The 24,396-nt window shown below is 70.3% G+C and carries 23 protein-coding genes and 1 riboswitch; of the genes, 12 read left to right on the top strand and 11 right to left on the bottom strand.

The window, feature by feature from the left end; genetic code table 11:
- The first annotated feature begins 65 nt into the window (after positions 1-65).
- The 8 genes from pyrH to ACFVV1_RS18240 all read left to right on the top strand — a co-directional run bounded on the left by pyrH (position 66) and on the right by ACFVV1_RS18240 (position 8,634).
- Positions 66-842 carry a UMP kinase gene (pyrH, locus tag ACFVV1_RS18275; RefSeq protein ID WP_266748968.1) on the top strand — a complete coding sequence of 259 codons (777 nt, stop codon included), beginning with the start codon at positions 66-68 and terminating at the stop codon, positions 840-842.
- 180 nt (positions 843-1,022) lie between these two features.
- Positions 1,023-1,580 carry a ribosome recycling factor gene (frr, locus tag ACFVV1_RS18270; protein ID WP_383751557.1) on the top strand — a complete coding sequence of 186 codons (558 nt, stop codon included), beginning with the start codon at positions 1,023-1,025 and terminating at the stop codon, positions 1,578-1,580.
- On the top strand, positions 1,580-2,665 hold the full coding sequence (locus ACFVV1_RS18265) for a phosphatidate cytidylyltransferase (protein WP_389990218.1): 1,086 nt from the start codon (positions 1,580-1,582) through the stop codon (positions 2,663-2,665). The genes frr and ACFVV1_RS18265 overlap by 1 nt, the downstream gene beginning before the upstream one ends.
- 102 nt (positions 2,666-2,767) lie before the next feature.
- On the top strand, positions 2,768-3,874 hold the full coding sequence (rlmN, locus tag ACFVV1_RS18260; protein ID WP_383751571.1) for a 23S rRNA (adenine(2503)-C(2))-methyltransferase RlmN: 1,107 nt from the start codon (positions 2,768-2,770) through the stop codon (positions 3,872-3,874).
- A gap of 55 nt (positions 3,875-3,929) precedes the next feature.
- Positions 3,930-4,046: riboswitch (TPP riboswitch) on the top strand.
- A 73-nt stretch (positions 4,047-4,119) separates the two neighbouring features.
- The gene (locus tag ACFVV1_RS18255) at positions 4,120-5,232 is read left to right on the top strand and encodes a thiamine ABC transporter substrate binding subunit (protein ID WP_389990217.1); all 1,113 of its coding nucleotides are present in this window, start codon (positions 4,120-4,122) and stop codon (positions 5,230-5,232) included.
- Positions 5,233-5,393: 161 nt separating this feature from the next.
- Positions 5,394-7,007, top strand: a complete 1,614-nt coding sequence (locus ACFVV1_RS18250) for an ABC transporter permease (RefSeq protein ID WP_389990477.1) — start codon at positions 5,394-5,396, stop codon at positions 7,005-7,007.
- Positions 7,008-7,009: 2 nt separating this feature from the next.
- Positions 7,010-8,035: an ABC transporter ATP-binding protein gene (locus ACFVV1_RS18245; protein ID WP_389990216.1), complete on the top strand. Its 1,026-nt coding sequence runs from the start codon at positions 7,010-7,012 to the stop codon at positions 8,033-8,035.
- A gap of 146 nt (positions 8,036-8,181) precedes the next feature.
- Entirely contained in the window at positions 8,182-8,634 is a 453-nt protein-coding gene (locus ACFVV1_RS18240) for an SRPBCC domain-containing protein (protein WP_389990215.1), read from the top strand.
- A gap of 35 nt (positions 8,635-8,669) precedes the next feature.
- Here the strand turns inward: ACFVV1_RS18240 and ACFVV1_RS18235 are convergent, their stop codons facing one another.
- From ACFVV1_RS18235 to ACFVV1_RS18215, 5 genes are all read right to left on the bottom strand, one after another.
- Positions 8,670-9,752 carry an LOG family protein gene (locus ACFVV1_RS18235; RefSeq protein ID WP_389990475.1) on the bottom strand — a complete coding sequence of 361 codons (1,083 nt, stop codon included), beginning with the start codon at positions 9,750-9,752 and terminating at the stop codon, positions 8,670-8,672.
- Between the two features lie 133 nt (positions 9,753-9,885).
- Entirely contained in the window at positions 9,886-11,088 is a 1,203-nt protein-coding gene (locus ACFVV1_RS18230) for a hypothetical protein (protein ID WP_389990214.1), read from the bottom strand.
- The gene (locus ACFVV1_RS18225; RefSeq protein ID WP_389990213.1) at positions 11,070-11,807 is read right to left on the bottom strand and encodes an ABC transporter ATP-binding protein; all 738 of its coding nucleotides are present in this window, start codon (positions 11,805-11,807) and stop codon (positions 11,070-11,072) included. Before ACFVV1_RS18225 ends, ACFVV1_RS18230 begins: the two co-directional genes overlap by 19 nt.
- Before the next feature lie 334 nt (positions 11,808-12,141).
- Positions 12,142-13,521 carry an aspartate aminotransferase family protein gene (locus ACFVV1_RS18220; protein ID WP_389990212.1) on the bottom strand — a complete coding sequence of 460 codons (1,380 nt, stop codon included), beginning with the start codon at positions 13,519-13,521 and terminating at the stop codon, positions 12,142-12,144.
- Positions 13,506-14,012 (bottom strand): Lrp/AsnC family transcriptional regulator, encoded by a 507-nt coding sequence (locus ACFVV1_RS18215; protein WP_266748981.1) that lies wholly within the window; start codon positions 14,010-14,012, stop codon positions 13,506-13,508. The genes ACFVV1_RS18220 and ACFVV1_RS18215 overlap by 16 nt, the downstream gene beginning before the upstream one ends.
- 163 nt (positions 14,013-14,175) lie before the next feature.
- Here ACFVV1_RS18215 and ACFVV1_RS18210 point away from each other — a divergent pair, with 163 nt between their 5' ends.
- The 3 genes from ACFVV1_RS18210 to ACFVV1_RS18200 all read left to right on the top strand — a co-directional run bounded on the left by ACFVV1_RS18210 (position 14,176) and on the right by ACFVV1_RS18200 (position 17,611).
- Positions 14,176-15,615 (top strand): gamma-aminobutyraldehyde dehydrogenase, encoded by a 1,440-nt coding sequence (locus tag ACFVV1_RS18210; RefSeq protein ID WP_389990211.1) that lies wholly within the window; start codon positions 14,176-14,178, stop codon positions 15,613-15,615.
- Positions 15,616-15,818: 203 nt separating this feature from the next.
- Positions 15,819-16,982: a spermidine/putrescine ABC transporter substrate-binding protein gene (locus ACFVV1_RS18205; protein ID WP_389990473.1), complete on the top strand. Its 1,164-nt coding sequence runs from the start codon at positions 15,819-15,821 to the stop codon at positions 16,980-16,982.
- A 53-nt stretch (positions 16,983-17,035) separates the two neighbouring features.
- Complete coding sequence (locus ACFVV1_RS18200) at positions 17,036-17,611, top strand: hypothetical protein (RefSeq protein ID WP_389990210.1); 576 nt, start codon at positions 17,036-17,038, stop codon at positions 17,609-17,611.
- On the opposite strand, the gene ACFVV1_RS18195 is transcribed toward ACFVV1_RS18200, so the two are convergent.
- The 6 genes from ACFVV1_RS18195 to ACFVV1_RS18170 all read right to left on the bottom strand — a co-directional run bounded on the left by ACFVV1_RS18195 (position 17,580) and on the right by ACFVV1_RS18170 (position 23,429).
- Complete coding sequence (locus ACFVV1_RS18195; RefSeq protein WP_389990209.1) at positions 17,580-18,785, bottom strand: serine hydrolase domain-containing protein; 1,206 nt, start codon at positions 18,783-18,785, stop codon at positions 17,580-17,582. The genes ACFVV1_RS18200 and ACFVV1_RS18195 overlap by 32 nt on opposite strands.
- Before the next feature lie 112 nt (positions 18,786-18,897).
- On the bottom strand, positions 18,898-19,605 hold the full coding sequence (locus ACFVV1_RS18190) for a response regulator (protein WP_389990208.1): 708 nt from the start codon (positions 19,603-19,605) through the stop codon (positions 18,898-18,900).
- The gene (locus ACFVV1_RS18185; protein ID WP_389990207.1) at positions 19,602-20,798 is read right to left on the bottom strand and encodes a sensor histidine kinase; all 1,197 of its coding nucleotides are present in this window, start codon (positions 20,796-20,798) and stop codon (positions 19,602-19,604) included. Before ACFVV1_RS18185 ends, ACFVV1_RS18190 begins: the two co-directional genes overlap by 4 nt.
- Positions 20,798-21,598, bottom strand: a complete 801-nt coding sequence (locus tag ACFVV1_RS18180) for an SAM-dependent methyltransferase (protein ID WP_389990206.1) — start codon at positions 21,596-21,598, stop codon at positions 20,798-20,800. The genes ACFVV1_RS18185 and ACFVV1_RS18180 overlap by 1 nt, the downstream gene beginning before the upstream one ends.
- A 68-nt stretch (positions 21,599-21,666) precedes the next feature.
- Positions 21,667-22,371, bottom strand: a complete 705-nt coding sequence (locus tag ACFVV1_RS18175) for a glycerophosphodiester phosphodiesterase (protein WP_389990205.1) — start codon at positions 22,369-22,371, stop codon at positions 21,667-21,669.
- Between the two features lie 23 nt (positions 22,372-22,394).
- Entirely contained in the window at positions 22,395-23,429 is a 1,035-nt protein-coding gene (locus ACFVV1_RS18170) for an adenosine deaminase (protein WP_389990204.1), read from the bottom strand.
- A 134-nt stretch (positions 23,430-23,563) separates the two neighbouring features.
- Here ACFVV1_RS18170 and ACFVV1_RS18165 point away from each other — a divergent pair, with 134 nt between their 5' ends.
- The gene (locus tag ACFVV1_RS18165; protein ID WP_389990203.1) at positions 23,564-24,295 is read left to right on the top strand and encodes a DUF4190 domain-containing protein; all 732 of its coding nucleotides are present in this window, start codon (positions 23,564-23,566) and stop codon (positions 24,293-24,295) included.
- Positions 24,296-24,396: the final 101 nt, after the last annotated feature.

Below are 24,396 nucleotides of genomic sequence, written 5' to 3'. Positions count from 1 at the left end.
TGCCGCTGAGGGACACCAGACCCACCGGCAATGGCCTTCTTCGTATGTGCACGAGGAGAATCTCCATGAACAAGGGCGCGGACGCCGCCAAAGGTGACCACAAGCGCGAGGACGGCAAGGTGCCCGGACGCTTCATGCTGAAGCTGTCCGGAGAAGCGTTCGCCGGCGGCGGAGGTCTCGGTGTAGACCCCGACGTCGTACACGCCATCGCCCGGGAAATCGCGGCAGTCGTCCGCGGCGGCGCGGAAATCGCGATTGTCATCGGCGGCGGCAACTTCTTCCGGGGTGCCGAACTCCAGCAGCGCGGCATGGACCGGGCCCGGTCCGACTACATGGGCATGCTCGGCACGGTCATGAACTGCCTGGCTCTCCAGGACTTCCTGGAGAAGGAGGGCATCGACTCCCGGGTCCAGACCGCCATCACCATGGGACAGGTCGCGGAGCCGTACATCCCGCTGCGCGCCGTGCGCCACCTGGAGAAGGGCCGCGTCGTCATCTTCGGCGCCGGTATGGGGATGCCGTACTTCTCCACCGACACCACCGCCGCCCAGCGCGCCCTGGAGATCGACGCCCAGGCGCTGCTCATGGGCAAGAACGGCGTGGACGGGGTCTACGACTCCGACCCGAAGACCAACCCCGACGCGGTGAAGTTCGACGCCCTCGAGTACAGCGAGGTGCTCGCCCGCGATCTCAAGGTCGCCGACGCCACCGCCATCACGCTCTGCCGTGACAACCAGCTGCCGATCCTCGTCTTCGAACTGACCGCCACGGGCAATATCGCCCGCGCGGTCAAGGGTGAGAAGATCGGCACGCTCGTGAGTGACCAGGGCACCCGGGCCTGAGAACCGGGGGGCCTTCCCGGGAAGCCACGGGAGGGCCCGGGGCCTGCGGGGAACACCCCGGGACAGGTCCCGAAGGATGGACAACGGCCTGCCGGTCGGACACCGTGCAGGTGAGGACGCGACCCAGGACCCGCCGGGCCCGAGCACGCCGGGCCCACTCAAGACACGCAGGAGCACGTGGTGATCGAAGAAACCCTCCTTGAGGCCGAGGAGAAGATGGAGAAGGCCGTCGTCGTTGCGAAGGAGGACTTCGCCGCGATCCGTACCGGCCGTGCCCACCCGGCGATGTTCAACAAGATCGTCGCCGACTACTACGGCGCGCTGACCCCGATCAACCAGCTCGCCTCGTTCTCGGTGCCCGAGCCGCGCATGGCCGTCGTGACGCCGTTCGACAAGACCGCGCTGCGCAACATCGAACAGGCCATCCGCGACTCGGACCTCGGCGTCAACCCGAGCAACGACGGCAATATCATCCGGGTGACCTTCCCGGACCTCACCGAGGAGCGTCGTCGCGAGTACATCAAGGTCGCGAAGACGAAGGCCGAGGACTCCAAGATCTCCATCCGGGCCGTGCGCCGCAAGGCCAAGGAGACGCTCGACAAGCTGGTCAAGGACAAGGAGACCGGCGAGGACGAGGTGCGTCGCGCCGAGAAGGAGCTCGACGACACCACCGCGAAGTACGTCGCACAGGTCGACGAGCTGCTCAAGCACAAGGAAGCCGAGCTGCTCGAAGTCTGATGAACGACTCTTCCTGGGGCGCCCCGCAGAGAGCCGGCCACTGGGGTCCGCCCGAGATGCAGGCGGCTCCGGCGGGTCCTGCATACGATGTGCATGGCGCCCAGCAGACTCGGCCCATGCCCATCGTGCCGGACGCTCCCGACGCAGGTAGAGACGCTGACGACCGTGATGACCGGGACCGGGGGGCCGCACGCCTGAGCGGCGGCCCCCTGTTCCGCGACGAGAAGCCGCAGGAGCCCATGTCCACCGCGCCGCCTCCCCCGCAGAAGAAGCGTGCGGGCCGTGATCTGCGAGCCGCCATAGGGGTCGGTGTGGGGCTCGGTGCCGTCATCGCCGCCTCGCTGTTCATCGTGAAGGCCGTCTTCGTCGGTGTGATCGCCGTCGCCGTCGTCGTGGGGCTGTGGGAGCTCACCTCCCGGCTGGAGGAGCGCAAGGACATCAAGGCGCCGCTCATCCCGCTGGCGGTCGGTGGCGCGGCGATGGTGGTGGCCGGCTACGCACGGGGTGCCGAGGGAGCCTGGGTGGCGATGGCGCTCACCGCCCTCGCGGTGCTCGTCTGGCGGATGACCGAGCCCCCGGAGGGCTACCTCGAGGACGTCACGGCCGGCGTGTTCGCCGCGTTCTACGTGCCGTTCCTGGCCACGTTCGTCGCCATGCTCCTGACCGCGGACGACGGGCCGCAGCGGGTGCTGACCTTCCTGTTGCTGACCGTGGTCAGCGACACGGGTGCGTACGCCGTCGGCTGGCGCTTCGGCAAGCACAAGCTCGCGCCGCGCATCAGCCCCGGAAAGACCCGGGAGGGTCTGTTCGGCGCCGTCGCCTTCGCGATGGTCGCCGGTGCGCTGTGCATGCAGTTCCTGATCGACGGCGGTTCCTGGTGGCAGGGGCTGCTGCTGGGGCTCGCGGTCGCGGCCAGTGCCACGCTCGGTGACCTGGGCGAGTCGATGATCAAGCGGGACCTCGGCATCAAGGACATGGGCACGCTGCTGCCGGGGCACGGCGGCATCATGGACCGGCTGGACTCGCTGCTGCCGACCGCCCCGGTGGTCTGGCTGCTGCTGGTGCTGTTCGTGGGCTCCGGCTGATCCCTCGAGCTCTACTCTCCTGACCTGGGCTTTTACGAGTGAGGGTCCGTTGTCCACAGGGCGGCGGGCCCTCACTGTTCTGTCTGCGACACTGGATGGACCATGCCTAAGCCCGGAGAACTCACTTTCGTCGCGCCCCGCGGAGCCAAGAAGCCGCCGCGGCATCTCGCCGACCTCACGCCCGCCGAGCGCAAGGAAGCCGTCGCCGCGATCGGCGAGAAGCCGTTCCGTGCCCAGCAGCTCTCGCAGCACTACTTCGCGCGGTACGCGCACGACCCGGCCGAGTGGACCAACATCCCGGCCGGTTCGCGGGACAAGCTCGCCGAGGCGATGTTCCCCGATCTGATGTCCGTGGTCCGCCACATCAGTTGTGACGACGACACCACTCGCAAGACGCTGTGGAAGCTGCACGACGGGACGCTCGTCGAGTCCGTCCTGATGCGCTACCCGGAGCGGGTGACGATGTGTATCTCGTCACAGGCGGGATGCGGGATGAACTGCCCGTTCTGCGCCACGGGACAGGCCGGTCTCGACCGCAATCTGTCGACCGCCGAGATTGTCCACCAGATCGTGGACGGCATGCGGGCGCTGCGCGACGGGGAGGTCCCGGGGGGCCCGGCACGGCTCTCCAACATCGTCTTCATGGGCATGGGCGAACCGCTCGCCAACTACAAGCGGGTGGTCGGCGCGATCCGTCGGCTGACCGACCCGGAGCCGGACGGGCTGGGGCTCTCGCAGCGCGGGATCACCGTCTCCACCGTCGGCCTGGTGCCCGCGATGCTCCGCTTCGCCGACGAGGGCTTCAAGTGCCGTCTCGCCGTCTCGCTGCACGCCCCGGACGACGAGCTGCGCGACACGCTCGTCCCCGTGAACACGCGGTGGAAGGTGCGTGAGGTGCTGGACGCCGCGTGGGAGTACGCGGAGAAGTCCGGTCGCCGCATCTCCATCGAGTACGCGCTGATCCGGGACATCAACGACCAGGCCTGGCGCGGCGATCGGCTCGGCCGGCTCCTCAAGGGGAGGCGGGTGCACGTCAACCTGATCCCGCTGAACCCGACGCCCGGCTCCCAGTGGACCGCCTCGCGGCCCGAGGACGAGAAGGCCTTCGTCGAGGCGATCGCGGCACACGGGGTGCCGGTGACCGTGCGGGACACCCGCGGCCAGGAGATCGACGGGGCCTGCGGGCAGCTGGCTGCAGCCGAGCGCTGAGGCCGGAACGGCCCGTGTAACCTGGGCCTGAAATCAACTTCATAGAATCAACTTCATATTCCGACAGGGGAGCGCCACAGCGCTGAGAGTGCGGCACCGAGGACAGGTCGGCCGCAGACCCTCTGAACCTCGCCCGGGTCATTCCAGGTAGGAAGTTCGGTCATCAACTCATGCTGTTGCGCCCTGCCCGCCTCCCGTGGGCAGGGCCGCGTCTCTTCCTGGCCAAAACCCAGGAGGAATCCACAATGAGCACCACGCGCAGAACCAAGCAGCTCGCGGCGACGGCCGTTGCCGCCGCGCTCGGCGTCACCGCACTTGCCGGATGCGGGAGTTCCGACACGTCGGACTCCGGTTCCGGCTCCACGAAGAGCTCGGGCTCGAAGACCGTGACGCTCGTCAGCCATGACTCCTTCAACGCCTCCAAGGACGTGCTGAAGGAGTTCACCGAGCAGACCGGCTACACCGTCAAGGTACTGAAGAGCGGCGACGCGGGTGTCGCGCTCAACCAGGAGATCCTGACCAAGGGTTCCCCGCGCGGTGATGTGTTCTTCGGCGTCGACAACACCCTGCTTTCCCGCGCGCTCGACAGCGGCCTCTTCACGCCGTACGAGGCGAAGGGCATCGACCAGGTGGCGTCCGATACCCAACTCGACGCCACCGAGCACCGGGTCACCCCGATCGACACCGGCGACATCTGCGTCAACTACGACAAGAAGTACTTCGCCGACAAGAAGCTCGCGCCGCCGCAGTCCTTCGAGGACCTGACGAAGCCCGCGTACAAGAACCTCCTCGTCACCGAGAACGCCCAGACCTCCTCGCCCGGCCTCGGTTTCCTCCTCGGCACCGTCGCCACCTACGGCGAGAAGGGCTACCAGGACTACTGGAAGAAGCTGAAGAGCAACGGCGTCAAGGTCGTCGACGGCTGGGAGCAGGCGTACAACGAGGAGTTCTCCGGCTCCGCGGGGGGCAAGAAGGCCAAGGCCGACCGGCCGCTCGTCGTCTCGTACGCCTCCAGCCCGCCCGTCGAGGTGCTCTACGCGAAGCCGCAGCCCACTGCGGCCCCGACCGGGGTCGCCACCGGGACCTGCTTCCGCCAGATCGAGTTCGCGGGGCTGCTGAACGGTGCGAAGAACGAGGCGGGTGGCAAGGCCCTGCTGGACTTCCTGATCAGCAAGAGGTTCCAGGAGGACATGCCGCTCAACATGTTCGTGAACCCGGTCACCAAGGGCGCGAATCTGCCGGAGCTCTTCACGAAGTTCGGCGCGACGGTGGACAGGCCGACGACCGTCGCCCCGGACAAGATCTCCAAGAACCGTGAGCAGTGGGTCCAGTCGTGGTCCTCGCTCGTAGTGAAGTAGCGAAGACCCCCGTACGCGGAACGGACGCGGGCGGGAAGAGTTCGGGCGGGACGGGTGCGCACCAGGACGGGCCGCGTGGTGAGGAGCCGCGCGGCCGCTCCGGGCACGCGGACTTCGTGCGCGCGAAGGCGCGGCGCGGGAGCGCGGTGCGGCTCGGCCTGATGGCCGTGCCCGTCGCGTTCTTCGCGCTGTTCTTCGCCTATCCGGTCACCGCGATTGTCGGCCGCGGCCTGAAGGCGGACGGCGTCTGGCAGTTCGGCCGGATCGGCGAGGTGCTGACCCGGCCGGACATCCGCGACGTCCTCTGGTTCACCACCTGGCAGGCGCTCGTCTCGACCGCGCTGACCCTGCTGATCGCGCTGCCCGGCGCCTATGTCTTCGCCCGCTTCGACTTCCCCGGCAAACAACTGCTGCGGGCGGTCGTCACCGTGCCGTTCGTCCTGCCGACCGTCGTCGTCGGGACGGCCTTCCTGGCGCTGGTGGGACGCGGCGGGTTCATGGACGAGCTCTGGGGCGTACGTCTCGACACCACCGTCTGGGCGATTCTGCTCGCCCATGTCTTCTTCAACTACGCGGTGGTCGTACGGACCGTGGGCGGGCTGTGGTCACAGCTCGACCCGCGACAGGAGGAGGCCGCCCGGGTGCTGGGCGCCGGGCGGTTCGCCGCCTGGCGGCGGGTCACCCTGCCGGCCCTCGCACCCGCCGTGGCCGCTGCCGCGTTGATGGTCTTTCTCTTCACCTTCACCTCCTTCGGCGTCGTGCAGATCCTCGGCGGTCCGGGATACGCCACGCTGGAGGTGGAGATCTACCGGCAGACCGCCCAGCTGCTCGCCCTGCCGACGGCCGCCGTGCTGACGCTGGTGCAGTTCGCCGCGGTCGGCGCGATCCTCGCCGTGCACGCGTGGACCGTACGGCGCAGGGAGACCGCGCTGAAACTGGTCGACCCCGCGCAGACCGCCCGCAGGCCGCGCGGCGCCGGGCAGTGGGCGCTGCTCTGCGGGGTGCTGCTGTCCGTGCTTGTGCTGATCCTGCTGCCGCTCGGGGTGCTGGTGGAGCGCTCGCTGGCCACGCCCGGCGGCCACGGCCTCGACTACTACCGCGCCCTGGGGTCCGTGGACGCGGGCGGCGGTACGTTCCTGGTCGCGCCGCTCGAAGCGGTCTGGAACTCAACTCAGTACGCACTGGTCGCGACGGCCATCGCGCTGGTCATCGGCGGGCTCGCCGCCGCGGCGCTGACCCGGCGCACGGGCCGGCTCGTGCGCGGCTTCGACGCCTTGCTGATGCTGCCGCTCGGGGTGTCCGCGGTCACCGTCGGCTTCGGTTTCCTGATCACCCTGGACAAGCCCCCGCTGGATCTGCGTACTTCGTGGATTCTGGTGCCGCTCGCCCAGGCGCTGGTCGGTGTGCCCTTCGTCGTACGGACCATGCTGCCGGTTCTGCGCGCGGTGGACGGTCGGTTGAGGGAGGCGGCCGCGGTGCTCGGAGCGTCACCGCTGCGGGCCTGGCGGGAGGTCGATCTGCCGCTGGTACGACGCGCGTTGCTGGTCGCGGCCGGCTTCGCGTTCGCGGTGTCGCTCGGTGAGTTCGGCGCGACGGTGTTCATCGCGCGGCCCGACCGCCCGACGCTGCCGGTCGCCGTGGCCCGGCTGCTGGGCCGGGCCGGGGAGCTCAACTACGGCCAGGCGATGGCCCTCAGCACCCTTCTGATGGCAGTCTGTGCGGTGTCGCTGCTGCTGCTCGAACGTATGCGCACGGACCGGTCCGGGGAGTTCTAGAGATGCTGACACTGGAATCGGCCACGGTCCGCTTCGGCGAGCGTGCGGCGCTCGACCGGGTGGATCTGGAGGTCGCCGAGCACGAGATCGTATGCGTGCTGGGGCCGAGCGGCAGCGGCAAGTCGACGCTGCTGCGGGTGGTCGCCGGACTGCATCCGCCGGACGGCGGCCGGGTGCTGCTGGACGGCGCGGACCAGGCGGGGGTGCCGGTGCACCGGCGCGGTCTCGGCCTGATGTTCCAGGACCACCAGCTGTTCCCGCACCGGGACGTCGGCGCCAACGTCGCCTTCGGGCTGCGGATGCGCGGGGTGTCGCGGCGCGATCAGGAGCACCGGGTCGGCGAACTTCTCGACCTGGTGGGCCTGCCCGGCGCCGAACGGCGGGCCGTCGCCGCGCTGTCCGGCGGTGAGCAGCAGCGTGTCGCCCTCGCCAGGGCGCTCGCTCCGCGCCCCAAGCTGCTGATGCTGGACGAGCCGCTCGGCCAGCTCGACCGCGGCCTGCGTGAACGGCTCGTCGTCGAACTGCGCACGCTCTTCGGGCGGTTGGGTACGACGGTGCTCGCCGTCACCCACGACCAGGGCGAGGCGTTCGCCCTCGCCGACCGGGTGGTGGTGATGCGCGACGGGCGGATCGCCCAGGTGGGCACCCCGCTGGAGGTCTGGCAGCGGCCCGCCTCCGCCTTCGTCGCCCGGTTCCTCGGCTTCGACAACGTGGTCGAGGCGACGGTGACCGGCACGGCCGCCGACACGGTGTGGGGCATGGTGCCGGTGCCCGAGGGCTCGCCGCAGGGGGCGTGCGATCTGCTGGTGCGCCCCGCCGGGATCCGGATCGGTGCTCCGGTCGACGGGCTGCGCTGCACGGTCGGGACGCGTACGTTCCGGGGCAACCACGTCGCCGTACAGCTGATGCCGGAGGGCGGTCCGGTGCTGGAGGCGGAGTGCGCGCTGCGGGACGCGCCGGAGGAGGGTGCGGCGGTCGGGGTCGGCTTCGACGCGGCGGAGACCGTCGTCCTGCCCGCTGCCTTCTGACCGGACTCGCGTGGCCCGGCGGTGGCCGCGCTCACTGGACCGGCCGAGCGGCGTCCGCCGGTCCCGCCCGCCGTTTCCCGTGGTGTCCGTGCAAGCTGGAGGGGACACGCGGAAGGTCCGGAACGACTCATCGAAGGACGGGAACAATGACCGGTTCAGCACGCGAGGGCATCGACATCACCCGCATCCTCGACGCCCCGCGCGAACGCGTCTTCGAGGCGTGGACAACCCCGGAGCACTTCGCCGCCTGGTACGGCGGGGACGCCGAGGTTCCGCTCGACCGGGTCTCGATGGACGTCAGGCCGGGCGGCGCCTGGAGCCTGGTCATCGTGGTGCCGGGCACCGAGATGCCCTTCCACGGGGTCTACCGCGAGGTGGTCGCGCCCGAGCGGCTGGTGTTCACGCTGAAGGACGCCACCGCGCCCGCCGACATCGAGGGCGAGACCGTCACCGTCACGTTCACCGACCGCGGTTCCAAGACCACCGAAATGGTCTTCGCGCAGCGCGGCGGCAACCTCACGGCCGAGCAGTACGCGGCGGCCGAGGACGGCTGGGAGGCCTTCTTCGACGCGCTGGTGGCCCGTCTCGCTTCCCGCTGAATCCGACCCGGTTCCGGTCACGGGTCGGCTCGCGGTCACGGGTCCGCCGACAACCGGGCGAGTGCCTCGGGCGCCTCGTCCACCGTGTCGACGAGCGCGATACGGGCCCCCATCGTCCGGCCGTCGGCCAGCGCGCGCAGCAGCGGCCAGGCGGGCAGCTCCCGTGTCCAGTGCGTGCTGCCGACCAGCACCATCGGGGTCGGTCCGCCGCGCGAGCCGTAGTAGTTCGGCGTCGCGTTGTCGAAGATCTCCTGTACGGTGCCGGCCGCGCCCGGCAGGAAGATCACGCCTGCCGTGGAGCGGGCGAGCAGCCCGTCCTCGCGCAGGGCGTTGGCGAAGTACTTGGCGATGTGGTCGGCGAACGGGTTCGGCGGCTCGTGTCCGTAGAACCAGGTGGGGATCGACACCGAGCCGCCGCCGCCCGGCCAGCGTTCCCGCACGGCGAAGCCGGCCAGCGCCCACGCGGTGACCGACGGGAGGAACGAGGGGGTCGCGGTCAGCATCCCGCAGGCCTTGTCCAGCATGGGATCGGGATGCGGCGCCGCGTACGCCCCGAGGTTCGCGGCCTCCATCGCGCCCGGCCCTCCGCCGGTCGCCACGGTCAGGCCGCCCCGGGCCAGCGTCCGGCCCAGCCGGGCCGCCGCCGCGTACCACGCGCTGCCGCGAGCGGTGGTGTGGCCGCCCATCACCCCGACGACGCGGGCGCCGACGAGGTGTTCGTCCAGCGCGTCGGAGACCGCGTCGTCGTGGAGCGCGCGCAGCATCGACGCGAAGGCGTCGCCGCTCGCCCGGGTCTCCTGGAACCAGCGGTACGCGCGGGCGTCGGGCGTCGCCGCGTAGCCGCCGTCCGTCAGCCCTTCGTAGAGCGCGTCGGGGGAGTAGAGCAGGCCCCGGTACGGATCGAAGGGCAGCCCGGGCACCGGCGGGAAGACGATCGCGCCGTCGGCCCGGACCTTCGCCGCAGCTTCGGGCGCCATCCGGCAGCCGAGGAAGACCGTGCCGGACGTGTCGGCGGCCAGTAGAGCGGCGCTGCGGTCCGTGAGGTCGACGGACTGGACCCGGTGTCCGGCCAGCGTTCCGGCGGCGACCGCCGAATCGAATGCGGCGAGCGACTCGATTTCCGGACCGGACGGGCCGGACGGGTCGGACGGTCCCGACGGACCGGGTACGGGTTTGCTGTCGTCCGGGTTCTCCACGGTGTCATGCTACGTAGCGGCCGAGGTGCGTGGGCGCCGTCGGGAGGCGGTGTCCTCAGGCCGTCAGCGGCAGCGCCGCCAGCTGGGCGATCAGCCAGGTCAGCGGGGCGAAGACGATCAGCAGCGCGGCGGCGCGCAGCGCCGTCGCGGCCCGGAGCGCCGAGGCGGGGGCGCCGAGCCTCAGCAGCGCCTGCGCCGTCCGGGTACGGTCCTGCCGGGCCTCCAGCGCCGAGGTCAGCAGCGTCGCCGTCGTGCAGCCGAGGACGAGCACCGCGCCCAGTTCCGTGAGCGGGCCGAAGGGGCGCGGCCCCGTCCCGTACAGCGCGTAGGCGGCGGCCACCGCCGAGAGCACCGCGCAGACCACACCGAGCGGCCCACCGATCCGGCGCGCCTCGTTCATCAGCACCCGGCCGGCCAGCAGGCGTACGGCGCCGGGGCGCACCGCCTGCAGGAGCCGCCCGCACAGATACGCCAGGCCGGGTCCTGCCATGGCCAGGCCGATCGCCGTCAGCGTCCAGCCCGCCAGCACTCCAACCGGGGTGGCATCGAGCCTGCCGGGGAGCGGGAGCAGGCTGCGCCCGTCGCCGCCGCTCATGTACGCCTCGACGGCGAGGCCGGCCGCGGTCAGCGCCACCCCCCACGGCAGCCCCGTCGGGGGCGCCGTCGGCGCGGGCGGCAGGTCCTCCGGCAGAGCGTCCACTGAGTCGTCGTCACCGACCGTCGCCGAGACCCCGGACGCCGTCGAGACCGGCCGGGTGCGCAGCGCCAGCGCGCTCGCCGTCGCCGCGGACACCGGGACCAGGGCCAGCAGCACGAGCACCGCCGCGAGCGGCAGCGGGGCGTCCGCGTCGAGCAGCCCGGCCGCCGCACCGTCGAACGGCAGCCCGGACAGATCACCGCGCAGATGGAGGAAGAACAGCAGCGCCACCATCGACCCGAGGGCGCAGGAGACGGCCGTGGAGACCGCGGCGAGCACCGTGAGCTTCACCGGCCCGAGGCCCACGGCGGACAGCCCGGAACGCGGCCGGGTGCTCGGGTCCGTACGGGCCACCGCGACCGCGAACTGCACGGTGGCGGCGAGCGGCACGAAGCACCACAGCAGGCGCAGCACGGCCCCGGTGGAGTGCGCCGGGTGCCCCGACGCGTAGCCCAGGGCGCACAGCAGCAGGAAGCCGACCCCGGCGGACGCGGCCGCGACCAGCAGCCGCCGCATCAGGACCAGCGGATGGGAACCCCGGGCTAGACGGAGAGCGAGCACGCCGCGCGGCCCTCCGCATCGGATACGGCGGGCAGGGCGACGGTGGCGACGAGGCGGCCGTCCAGCAGCGGGACCGTACGGTCGGCGAGGGCGGCGACCTCCGCGTCATGGGTGGCCAGCACGACGGTGATGCCGTGCGAACGCGCCGCGCTGGTGAGCGTGCGCAGCACATGTGCCCGGTCGTTGCGGTGCAGGGTCGCGGTCGGCTCGTCGGCGAAGATCACTGCGGGTGAGGCGGCCAGCGCGCGGGCCACGGCGATCCGCTGGCGCTGCCCCTGGGGCAGCGCGTGCGGTCGTTTCTTGGCACACACGTCGATGTCGAGCCGCTCCAGCCAATCCAGGCCGGCCTTCTTCGCCTCCCGGTGCGAGGTGCCGCGCAGCAGCAGCGGAAGGGCCACGTTCTCCCAGGCGTTCAGCTCCGGTACGAGCTGGGGCTCGGGGGCGATCCAGCCGAACCTGTCGCGGCGCAGCCGTTCGCGCAGCCGGGGGCCCATGGTGTGGACGGGGACGCTGTTGAACCACACCTCGCCCTGCTGGGGCACCAGTTGACCGGACAGACAGTGCAGCAGGGTCGTCTTGCCACTGCCCCTGGGGCCGGTCACGGCGAGGATCTCGCCGTCACGGACGCCCACGGAGACGCCACCGAGGGCGGGTGAGCCGTTGTGGGAGTGCTGCAGGGAACGTGCCCAGATCACGTCGTTGTCCGGCGGGGCCACCATGGCGTACACCTCGGTTCAGATCGAAATTCCCGTCCCCCGTACGGGGGAACGAAGAAGGGGCCGATCGGTCACTCGGCACCGTAAGGATTCGAACCGCGGTGTGGGCACAGCACACGGCCCGGGTGCGCCCCTTCCCACTCGAATGGGGGCATCCGGGCCGTGTGGACCGTATGAAACGACCGTTGCGAGCCGGTCATGTGGTGGTCAAGCGAGGGTCAAGCCGCGGGTTCCGTCCGGTGGATCACCGCAGGACGGAACCCGGCCCGCCGGGCCGTCGGGCGGACAGGGGCGACCGGCCGGCCGGTCCGTGGTCGGCCGGCCGGTCGGACCGCTGTCAGAGCTTGGTCCACGCCTCGGTGAGGACGGTCCGCAGAATGCCCTCGATCTCGTCGAACGTCGACTGGTCGGAAATCAGCGGCGGCGCGAGCTGGACGACCGGGTCGCCGCGGTCGTCGGCCCGGCAGTACAGGCCGTTGTCGTACAGCGCCTTGGAGAGGAACCCGTACAGGACGCGCTCGGTCTCCTCGTCGGTGAAGGTCTCCTTGGTGGCCTTGTCCTTCACCAGCTCGATGCCGTAGAAGAAGCCGTTGCCGCGGACGTCGCCGACGATCGGCAGGTCGAGCAGCTTCTGCAGCGTCGTGAAGAAGGCGTTCTCGTTGTCCAGGACGTGCTGGTTGAGGCCCTCGCGCTCGAAGATGTCGAGGTTGGCGAGGCCGACCGCCGCGGAGACCGGGTGGCCACCGAAGGTGTAGCCGTGCAGGAAGGTGTTGTCGCCCTCGTAGAACGGCGCGGCGACGCGGTCCGAGACGATGCAGGCACCGATCGGGGAGTAGCCCGAGGTCATGCCCTTGGCGCAGGTGATCATGTCCGGCACGTAGCCGAACTTGTCGCAGGCGAACATCGTGCCGAGACGGCCGAAGGCGCAGATGACCTCGTCGGAGACGAGCAGCACGTCGTACTTGTCGCAGATCTCGCGCACGCGCTGGAAGTATCCGGGCGGCGGCGGGAAGCAGCCACCGGCGTTCTGCACCGGCTCGAGGAAGACCGCGGCGACGGTCTCCGGGCCCTCGAAGAGGATCTCCTGCTCGATCTGGTCGGCGGCCCAGCGGCCGAAGGCCTCCGGGTCGTCGCCGTGGATCGTGGCGCGGTAGATGTTGGTGTTCGGCACCTTGTGCGCGCCGGGGACCAGCGGCTCGAAGGGGGCCTTCAGGGCCGGCAGACCGGTGATCGACAGGGCGCCCTGCGGGGTGCCGTGGTAGGCGACCGCACGCGAGATGACCTTGTACTTGGTCGGCTTGCCCTGGAGCTTGAAGTACTGCTTGGCCAGCTTCCAGGCGGTCTCGACGGCCTCGCCGCCACCGGTGGTGAAGAAGACCTTGTTGAGGTCGCCCGGCGCGTAGTCGGCGAGCCGCTCGGCCAGCTCGACGGCCTTCGGGTGGGCGTAGGACCACACCGGGAAGAAGGCGAGCTCCTGGCCCTGCTTGTACGCCGCCTCGGCGAGCTCGTGCCGGCCGTGACCGGCGTTGACCACGAACAGGCCGGAGAGGCCGTCGAGGTAGCGCTTGCCCTGGTCGTCGTAGATGTAGGTGCCCTCGCCACGCACGATGGTGGGAACGGGCGCGTTCTCGTAGTCCGACATGCGGGTGAAATGCATCCACAGGTGGTCGTACGCGGTTCGGCTGAGGTCCTTGCTCACGGCTATCGGGTTCCCCACATATAGGTCTGCTTCTTGAGCTTCAGGTACACAAAGCTCTCGGTGGAGCGCACGCCGGGGATGGCCCGGATGCGTTTGTTGATCGTTTCCAGCAGGTGGTCGTCGTCCTCGCAGACGATCTCCACCATCAGGTCGAAGGAGCCCGCGGTCATCACCACGTACTCGCACTCGGCCATGGCCGACAGGGCCTCCGCGACGGGGTCGAGGTCTCCCTCGACATTGATCCCGACCATTGCCTGCCGCCGGAAGCCCACGGTGAGCGGGTCCGTGACGGCGACGATCTGCATCACGCCCTGGTCGAGCAGCTTCTGAACACGCTGTCGTACGGCCGCCTCGGAGAGGCCGACGGCCTTGCCGATCGCGGCGTACGGACGACGTCCGTCCTCCTGGAGCTGCTCGATGATTGCGAGGGACACGGCATCGACCGCTGGGGACGATCCGCTCCCGGTCCTGGAGTCTGCGCTGCGACTGGCCACGCATCCACTGTGCACCGGGACTCGTCTGTCTGGCAACCCCAGATCAATGAAATTCGTTGTCTGAGGGTCTGGATCTCACTGAATCCGAAGTTCACGGCGGTTGGGCATGTCGAAAGCGACACCTGAGCGACTAGGCTGGTCTTCTCATCCACTGGACGTGTCGACAGGAGGGGTGGTTGTGACCACCGAGGTGCGCCGTCTGCGCAACTACATCAACGGAGAGTTCCGGGACGCCGCTGACGGGCGGACCATCGACGTGGTCAACCCGGCGACGGAAGAGGTCTACGCGACCTCGCCGCTCTCCGGCCAGGCCGATGTCGATGCCGCGATGGAAGCCGCCGCGGCCGCTTTCCCCGCCTGGCGCGATGCCACGCCCGCCGAGCGCCAGAAGGCCCTGCTGAAGATCGCGGACGCCTTCGAGGAGCGCGCCGAGGACCTCATCGCCGCCGAGTCGGAGAACACGGGCAAGCCGATCGAGCTCACCCGCACCGAAGAGATCCCGCCGATGGTGGACCAGATCCGCTTCTTCGCGGGCGCGGCACGGCTGCTCGAAGGCCGCTCGGCAGGCGAGTACATGGAGGGCCTCACCTCCATCGTCCGGCGCGAGCCGGTCGGCGTCTGCGCCCAGGTCGCGCCGTGGAACTACCCGATGATGATGGCCGTGTGGAAGTTCGCCCCGGCGCTCGCCGCGGGGAACACCGTCGTGATCAAGCCGTCCGACACCACTCCGGCGTCGACCGTGCTGATCGCCGAGATCATCGGTCAGATCCTCCCCAAGGGCGTCTTCAACGTCATCTGCGGCGACCGTGACACCGGCCGCGCGATGGTCGAGCACCCGACCCCGGCGATGGCCTCCATCACCGGTTCGGTACGGGCCGGCATGCAGGTCGCCGAGTCCGCCGCCAAGGACGTCAAGCGGGTCCACCTGGAGCTCGGCGGCAAGGCCCCGGTCGTCGTGTTCGAGGACACCGACATCGCCAAGGCCGTCGAGGGCATCTCCGTCGCGGGCTTCTTCAACGCGGGTCAGGACTGTACGGCCGCGACCCGGGTCCTGGTCCACGAGTCCATCCACGACGAGTTCGTCACCGCCCTCGCCAAGGCCGCCGCCGACACGAAGACCGGGCAGCCGGACGACGAGGACGTGCTGTACGGCCCGCTCAACAACGCCAACCAGCTGAAGCAGGTCAGCGGCTTCATCGACCGCCTCCCCGCCCACGCCAAGGTCGAGGCGGGCGGCCACCGGGTCGGAGAGAAGGGCTACTTCTACGCCGCGACCGTCGTCTCCGGCCTCCAGCAGGACGACGAGATCATCCAGAACGAGGTCTTCGGCCCCGTCATCACCGTCCAGAAGTTCACCGACGAGGCCCAGGCCGTCGCGTATGCCAACGGCGTCGAGTACGCCCTGGCCTCCTCGGTATGGACCAAGGACCACGCCCGCGCCATGCGGATGTCCAAGAACCTCGACTTCGGCTGCGTGTGGATCAACACCCACATTCCGCTCGTCGCCGAGATGCCGCACGGCGGATTCAAGAAGTCCGGCTACGGCAAGGACCTCTCCGCGTACGGCTTCGAGGACTACACCCGGATCAAGCACGTCATGACCTCGCTCGACGGCTGAGCCTTCGTCAGTTGCGGTGAGCGGCCCCGGGCATGAGTCCGGGGCCGTTTCCGTTCGGCATCGGCACCGGCATCGGCACCGGCATCGGCGACGGCATCGACAGGGTGTGCGGACGGAGCGGGTTCCGCTGGACGGTTGGTCCATTGCCCGCACCGTCGCCCGACCGGCATCCTGCGCAGGTGCGAGCGACCCCGAAGAACCCCATGACCCGCCGGTCCCTGCTGCGCGCCTTCGGGGCAACAGCGGCCGGTGCCACACTGGCCGGCTGCGGAGTGCCCGCCGCCTATGTGGAGCCCGGTGACCGCACCGGACGCGACAGATCGGCGAGCGACCGTTCCCTGCACTTCGCGAACTGGCCCCTCTACATCGACACCGACGACGAGAACACGTCGAAGCGGCCTACCCTCGACGCGTTCGGCAGGCGCACCGGGATCTCCGTCACGTACACCGAGGAGATCAACGACAACGACGAGTTCTTCGGAAAGATCAGCCCGGCCCTGATGAACCACCAGGAGACCGGCCGGGACCTGATCGTCATCAGTGACTGGATGGCCGCCCGGTTCGTACGGCTCGGCTGGGTGCAGGAGATGGACCGGGCCGCACAGCCCAACGTCGCCAAGTACCTGGATCCGCAACTGCGTTCGCCCGCCTTCGACAAGGGGCGGATGCACAGCGTCCCCTGGCAGTCCGGGATCACCGGCATCGCGTACAACCGCAAGAAGCTCGGCCGGGAGATCAAGCACCTGAGCGATCTGTGGGCGGACGACCTGCGCGGCAAGGTGACGCTGCTGTCCGGGCTCGACGAGTCCTTCGCCCTTCTGATGCAGGGCAACGGCGTCGACATCACCCGCTGGAAGCGGGACGACTTCTACGAGGTGTGCGAGCAGGTGGAGAAGCTGGTGAAGAAGAGGCACATCCGCCGCTTCACCGGCAACGACTACATCAAGGACCTGTCGACCGGCGATGTGCTCGCCTGCCAGGCCTACTCCGGCGATGTCATCCAGCTCCAGGCAGACAACCCGGAGATCGAGTTCGTGGTGCCCGAGGAGGGTGCCGAACTCTGGGCGGAGTCCCTCCTGGTCCCCAACCTCGCCCGCCACAAGCGCAACGCCGAGAAGCTCATCGACTACTACTACGAGCCGGAGGTGGCCGCGGAGCTGGCGACCTGGGTCAACTACGTCTGCCCCGTCCCGGCCGCCCGCGAGGTGCTGGCCTCCTCCAAGGACGAGGAGGCCGCCGCCCTCGCCGAGGACCCGCTGATCTTCCCCGACGACGCGATGCGCAGACGGCTGGCGATCGCCCGTGACATCACGTCCGAGGAGCGCACCGAGTTCGCCAAGAAGTGGAACTCCATCGTCGGCCTGTGAGCCGTTGCGGGGGCGGCGTAAAGAGGCGGTAAACACGGGCGTACGCTGCGGACATGAGCCGGCGAAGAGCCTTGCTGAGGCGCATCCGCGTGTGGTTGGTCGTCTTTATCGTCTGTCTGGCGCTGAGCGGGCTGACCGCCTTCCCGCTCGTCCACGAACTCCACTGGGCCGAGGACCTGCTGAGGTCCTCGGCCTCTCCGGTACCCGAGCACTTCCCGGCCCTGATGGAGTGGATCACCCGGGTCCGCACCGGTCTCGACGAGGCCGATGCGAAGTACCCCTTCGTGCTGTACGGCACCGACTGGCTGGCGTTCGCGCACCTCGTCATCGCGGTCGCCTTCTACGGCCCCTACCGAGACCCGGTCCGCAACATCTGGGTCGTCGAGTTCGGCATGATCGCCTGCGCGGGGATCATCCCGCTCGCCCTGATCTGCGGACCGATCCGGGACATCCCCTTCTGGTGGTCGGTCATCGACATGTCGTTCGGGGTCTTCGGGGTGATCCCGCTGCTCGTCGTACGCCGCATGATCAAGCGGCTGGAGGCCCTGCCGCAGACACCGTCACCAAAACCGCTCTCCGCCGCGACGGCCGGCCGAGTCACTCCCGCGCCGGGGCTCCGAAGGCGCTGACGATCAGGCCCATCACGACGCCGTTGGTGCCCTGCCCCTTCGCGTCCGTGGAGTTCACGCTGTAGACGAGGGTGCGGGAGAGATCGCGGGTGCCCCCTATTCCCGCGTTGTAACCCCAGCGGCCACCGGTCTTGCCCCAGACCTCGTGGCCGCCCAGCCGCCACGAGGTCAGGCCCGCGCTGTACGCCGCGGGCGCGCCGGACTCGTAGTCACGGACCGAGGGCTCGGGCAGAGTGAACATCTCCTCCAGCAACGGCCCGCGCACCACCCGGCCGCGGAACAGGGCCTTGGTGAACCGCTCCAGATCGGCGGTGGTGGAGATGATGTCGCCCGCCGCCCAGCCGTCGGTCGCGCCCCAGACGCTCACATCGCGCAGTCCGGTCGTTCCGTCGTCGAGCCTCATCGTCTGGTAGCCGTGGTTGTGCGGGCCGTGGATGAAGGGATCGGCGCCGGGGTACGAAGTGCCGTGCAGACCGAGCGGCTCGATGATGCGGCGGGTGACCTCGCTCTCGTAGGTGTGGCCGGTGACCCTCTCGATCAGCAGCCCGGCCACGGTGTAGTTGATGTTCAGGTAGTGCTGGCGCTTCCCGGCCGGGAACTCCGGCAGCTTCGCCGTCGCCGATGCGACCGTCTCGCGCGGGGTGTGGATCAGGAAGCGGTTCTCGTACCACTCCTCCACGGTCGTGCCGGGGAAGTCTGCGGAGGGCAGACCGCTGGTGTGGTTCAGCAACTGACGCACGGTGACCTTCTCGTACGCCGCCGGGATCAGCTCGGGCAGATAGGCCCGCACCGGCCGGTCCAGGTCGACCCTCTTCTCGGTGGCGAGCTGGAGCAGCGTGGCCGCCGTGAAGACCTTGGTCACCGAACCCGCCCGGAACCGGGCATCCGGGTCGGCCGGGCTGCCGGACCTCAGATCATGGACGCCGGAGCTGCCGCGCCAGGCACCGGAGGTGCCCGAGAGCCGTGCCAGCGCGGCCGTCGCGGTGTCGTCCGGCAGCCCGGCGATGGCGGCGGCCAGCGCCTTCGCGTCCGGGGCGCCGTATGCCGGGGCCTGTGCCGCGGTGCTCGTGGCGGCGGGCTTCGGGGCGCCTGCGGCCAGAGCCGGAGCGGCCGGGCCCGCCGCGATACCGAGGACCAGGGCGGCGGCGAGGACGGTGCGGGTGCGGGCGTTCATCGTGGGCCTCCGGGGCGTGGAATCCATGACGGCCCAGTCGCTGCGCCGTCGCTGTTGTCGGATTCCATCCTGGTGAGCGCCGGGCCCCGGCGGATCCCCGGAGCGGGGGGTCTCAGGAGGGAGTTCTTCTCACCTGCGCGGGGGAGAGGAGCGCTTCGGCTCCCTCCGGCGAGGGAGCGACAAGACCGGTCTCGTACGCGCAGATGACTGCCTGGATGCGGTCGCGCAGCCCCAGTTTGGCGAGCACATTGCCCACATGGGTCTTCACCGTGTGCTCGCTGACGACCAGCGCCGCCGCGATCTCCGCGTTCGACAGACCGCGGGCCAGATGCAGCAGCGTCTCGCGCTCGCGGGCGGTCAGTACATCGAGCCGTTCGCGGGAGACGGCACCGGCAGCGGGGCGGGAGGTGTAGTCGGCGATCAGCCGACGGGCCACCGAGGGGGCGAGCAGGGAGTCGCCTGCCGCCACCACCCGTACCGCGTGCACCAGATCGTCCCTGCGGACGTCCTTGAGCAGAAAGCCGCTCGCGCCGGCGTGCAGTGCCTCGTAGACGTACTCGTCGGAGTCGAACGTGGTGAGCATGACCGTCCGGCAGCCGGTCTCCGCGCTGATGGTGCGGCAGGCCTCGATCCCGTCCATGACCGGCATCCGGATGTCCAGCAGGGCGACTTCGGGCTTCAGCCGGCGCACCGCCCCGACCGCCTGCGCACCGTCACCGGCCTCCGCGACGACCTCGATGTCCGGCTGTGCGTCCAGGATCATCGCGAAGCCGCTGCGTACCAGCTCCTGGTCGTCGGCCACCATCACGTGAATCGTCAACTGCCCACCTCCGCGAGGGACGTTACTAGGGGCAGGGTGACCTCCACCCGGAACCCCCGGCCGTTCGGGCCGGGGCCGGTGCGGGCCGTTCCGCCGTGGGCGGCCGCCCGTTCGGCGATGCCCACCAGGCCGAGTCCGGCGCCGGTCCCCGTGCCGGGACCGCGCCCGTCGTCGACGATGCGGACGACCAGCTCGCCGGGGCCGTGAACCAGCCGCACGGACACCGTCCGGGCGGCGGCGTGCCTGACCACGTTCGTCAGGGCCTCCTGCACGATCCGGTGGACCGCGGCCTCGGTGTCCAGCGCCAACGGCCGGGCCGGGCCCATGACCTCGAAGGAGACCTCCAGGCCACTGCCGCAGACCCGCTCGACGAGGCCGGGCAACGAGGCCAGTGCGGGCGGGGGCTCGCGCGGTGACTCCGGGTCCGCCTCCCTCTCGCGCAGCACGCCGAGCATCCGGCGCAGTTGCACCATCGCGTCCCGGCCCGTCTCCGAGATTGCCTCGAACGCCGCCTCCGCGCGCTCCGGCGCCGTACGGACCGCCACCGGACCTGCCTCCGCCTGCACGATCATCAGGCTCACCGCGTGGGACAGTATGTCGTGCATCTCCCGTGCGATCCGCGCCCGTTCACGGGCCGCGGCCTGTTCCGTCTCCATCCGGTGCGTCAGCTCCAGCTGCCTGGCCCGGTCCTCCACGGCCCGGGTGTACGCCTGCCGGGTGTGGGTGAACCGGCCGAAGGCGTACGCCGCGGTGAAGACGATGAGCGAGAACACCAGCTCACGCGCCTCACCCGTGTTGAACGCGGTCGACGGGAAGACCACGGCGAGGGTCAGGGCTCCGAGGACCTGGCGCCTGGGCGACGGTGCGAGCGCCGCCACGGTGTAGAGGGCGACCAGGCCCGTGTACGGCAGCGTCTGTCCGGGGCCGTCGACGGCGAGCCCGTACAGCGCCTGGGCCGCGAAGACGGCGAGGAGTACGCGCACCGGCGCCCGGCGCCGCCACACCAGCGGCAGCACGGTGAGGGTGGTCAGCAGATACGCCGTCGCCGTCGCCGGCTCCAGACCGGGATCCCGGGGGACGACCCACGGCATCGACACGGCGGCCTGCACCAGCAGGGCCACCCCGATGTCCGTCGCCCAGGGGCCGGTGTTCCACAGCTCCCGGGCGCGCGCCCACACCCCTCGTATGTCCATTACGGCTTCCGCGCCACCGCGCCGAACTGGGCGACCTCCACCGCCCCGGGCTCGGCGCGCCAGCGTGCGCACGACACGATGCCCGGCTCCACGAGTTCGAGCCCCGTCAGGAACGCGGCGAACTCGGCGCGGCTGCGCGCGGTGATCGGCGGGGTGGCGTTCTCGTTCCAGAACCGCATCGCCGCCTCGTTGCCCTCGCCGCCCAGCTCCGGCGTGGGATGGGTGAGCACCAGATGGCTGCCGGACGGCATCGCGTCCATCAGGGTCCGGACGATGCGCTGCGCCTCGTCGGCGTCGAGGACGAAGTTGAGGATGCCCAGCAGCATGACCGCGACCGGCTTCTTCAGGTCCAGCGTCGGTTCGACGGCCCGCAGGATCCGCTCCGGGTGGCGCGCGTCCGCGTCGATGTACTCGGTCGCGCCCTCCGGTGAGCTGGTGAGCAGCGCGCGGGCGTGCACCAGCACGGTCGGGTCGTTGTCGACGTACACGATGCGGGAGTCGGGGGCGGTGTGCTGGGCGACCTCGTGCGTGTTGTCTGCGGTCGGCAGGCCGGTGCCTATGTCGAGGAACTGGCCGATCCCCGCGTCACCGGCGAGATACCGGACGGCCCGCCCCAAAAACGCCCGGTCGGCGCGCGCCACTTCGCCGATGCTCGGATACATGCCGGTGACCTGGTCGCCGACGGCACGGTCCACGGGGTAGTTGTCCTTGCCGCCGAGCCAGTGGTTCCAGACCCGCGCGTTGTGGGCGATGTCGGAACGGATGCGGTCGTCGAGAGGGGTGGTGCGGGCTTCGGTCACGTCTCTGCTCCTCTGGCTCCCGGCCTGGCATCACGGCGGATGCGGTGCTGTCCATGATGCCGGACCGATCAAGAAGAGGCGGTGGCCGAGGAGTTGGTGAGGACCCTCTGCAGGGCGTCGACCCGGTTGGTGGTGATCGAGTCGACCCCCTGCCGGACGAGGCGGCGCATGGTGCGCTTGGTGTCGGCCGTCCAGGCGGAGACCAGCAGTCCGTCCCGGTGAAGACGGTCCGTCAGCTCCCGGTCCACCAGGCCGAACCGGTAGTTCAGCCACCTCGGCCTCACCGCGTCGAGCAGCGCGGCGCGTGGTGGCGCGAGTGTCGTCCAGGTCAGGGCGATCTCCGCGGACGGATCGGCGGCGCGCACCCGCAGCATGGCATCCGGGCCCGCGCAGTAGTACGCCCGCTCACCTGCCCCGCACTCGCGCACCACGCCGACGATCCTGCGTACCGAATCATCGGTGGAGCCCGGCAGATCGACCATGACGCGATGCGTCCCGACGGCGAGCAGCGCGTCGCGCAGTGTGGGCACACCGCCCGCGGTCAGCCCGGTGAGCTCCTTGTGGGTCAGTCGGTCGAGACGCACGTCATGGCCCCACAGCCGCTCCAGCGTGGAGTCGTGCAGCAGGACCGGTACACCGTCGCGGGTGACGCGCACATCGACCTCGACCGCGTCCGCCCCCCGTTCGAGGGCGGAGCGGATCGAGGGCAGCGTGTTCTCGCGGACACGGTATGGATCGCCGCGGTGGGCTACGGCGGTGACAGTGGTGGCCATGGGGCCATTGTGGCTACCGGGGGTCAGCGGCCGGTGCGCTCCAGCCAGTTCGTCGTGTACGTGTCGATCTCGGCGGCCAGCGTCCGCTTGCCGGCCGCGTCGAGGTACGACGCCTCGACCGCGTTCTTCGCCAGCGCCGCGAGACCCCGCTCGTCCAGGCCGAGCAGACGGGCGGCCACCCCGTACTCGTTGTTGAGGTCGGTGCCGAACATCGGCGGATCGTCGCTGTTGATGGTGACCAGGACGCCCGCCTGCACCATCTCCTTGACCGGGTGCTTCTCGATGTCCGCCACCGCACGGGTCGCGATGTTCGACGTCGGGCAGACCTCCAGCGGGATGCGGTGCTCCGCGAGGTGGGCCAGCAGCTCCGGGTCCTGGACGGAGTTGGTGCCGTGGCCGATGCGCTCGGCGCGCAGCTGGGTCAGCGCGTCCCAGACGGTCTGCGGCCCGGTGGTCTCCCCGGCGTGCGGCACGGAGTGCAGGCCCTCGGCGATCGCCCGGTCGAAGTAGGGCTTGAACTGCGGGCGCTCCACGCCCACCTCCGGACCGCCGAGCCCGAACGAGACGAGTCCCTCGGGCCGCAGGTCCACGGCGAGCCGGGTGGTCTCCTCGGCCGCTTCGAGCCCGGCCTCGCCGGGAATGTCGAAGCACCAGCGCAGGGCGACCCCGAGCTCGGTCTCCGCGGCCTTGCGGGCGTCCTCTATCGCCTCCATGAACCCCTGCTCCGGGATGCCGCGCCGGGTCGAGCTGAACGGGGTGACGGTCAGCTCCGCGTACCGGATGTTCTGCCGGGCCATGTCACGGGCGACCTCGAAGGTCAGCAGCCGGACGTCCTCCGGGGTGCGGATCAGGTCCACGACGGAGAGGTACACGTCGATGAAGTGCCCGAAGTCGGTGAAGGTGAAGTAGTCGGCCAGCGCCTCGGGGTCGGTGGGGACCTTGGAGTCGGGGTGGTGCGCGGCCAGCTCGGCGACGATACGGGGCGAGGCGGACCCGACGTGGTGGACATGCAGTTCCGCCTTGGGCAGCCCCGCGATGAAGGGGTGCAGATCGGTCATCGGATACTCCGGGGGCATGGGACGGTTCGGGTGCCGGGCGCGGTCGGCCGGGCAGGGGACGGGGATCATCGTAGGCCCGGTCCTGCCGTGCGGGGCCGGGCCGTAGCATGACGGGATCACGATGGGGGAGGCCCATGTCAGACAACACAGAGCAGCCCGCGGGCGGGGGCGCGCCGCACGATCCGTGGGCTCCGCCGGACAGCAGGGTGCCGCTGGAGAAGCCGGCCGGCGATCCCCGGCCGCCTGCTGTGCACGATCAGCCGACCATGACCTCGATGCCGGGGGCCGGGGACGGCTCCGCACCCGCCACGGGGCCCGGCGCCGGAGCGCCGACCGGGCCGGTGCCGGGCGCCGGAGCCGGCTTCGGCCCCGGGTTCGGCACCGCGGAGATACCGCCGCCGCCGATCGCACCGAACGGACCGGGCCAGCAGGTCCCGCCGGCCGCGGGACTGTACGGCTACCCGGCCACGCCTGCCCCGCAGTACGGCGGCTACCCGGGGTACTCCGCCTATGGCCAGCCGCCGTGGGGCGGTTCCGCGCCCTCCAACGGCATGGGTACGGCAGCCATGGTGCTCGGCATCCTGGCCGTCTGCCTGTTCTGCATCTACGGCATACCCAGCGTGGTCCTGGGCGTACTCGCCCTGATCTTCGGCATCCTGGGCCGTAAGCGGGTGCAGCGCGGTGAGGCCACCAACAACGGTCAGGCACTCGCCGGGATCATCATGGGGTCCGTCGGCATCGCCATCGGTGTGGCGATCATCAGCTTCTTCATCTGGCTGTTCGTCGCCCACGCCGACGAGTTCGACGACAACACCTACAACGACGACCCGTACTCCACGTCTCTGGTCGTCGACGTCAACCGATAGCGGACGTCGAACGGCGGTGCCCGGACCGCCGCGGGCACCGGCACCCGTATCCCTCCCGATGGCAGGGTGGGCCGGACTCAGGCCCACCCTGCCATCGGGCG

Origin of the sequence: Streptomyces sp. NPDC058092, assembly GCF_042884935.1 — a bacterium.
In the GTDB taxonomy this organism is placed as follows: Bacteria; Actinomycetota; Actinomycetes; order Streptomycetales; family Streptomycetaceae; genus Streptomyces.
The sequence above is the reverse complement of the archived record's forward strand: the minus strand, read 5'-3'. Positions and strand labels throughout refer to the sequence as shown.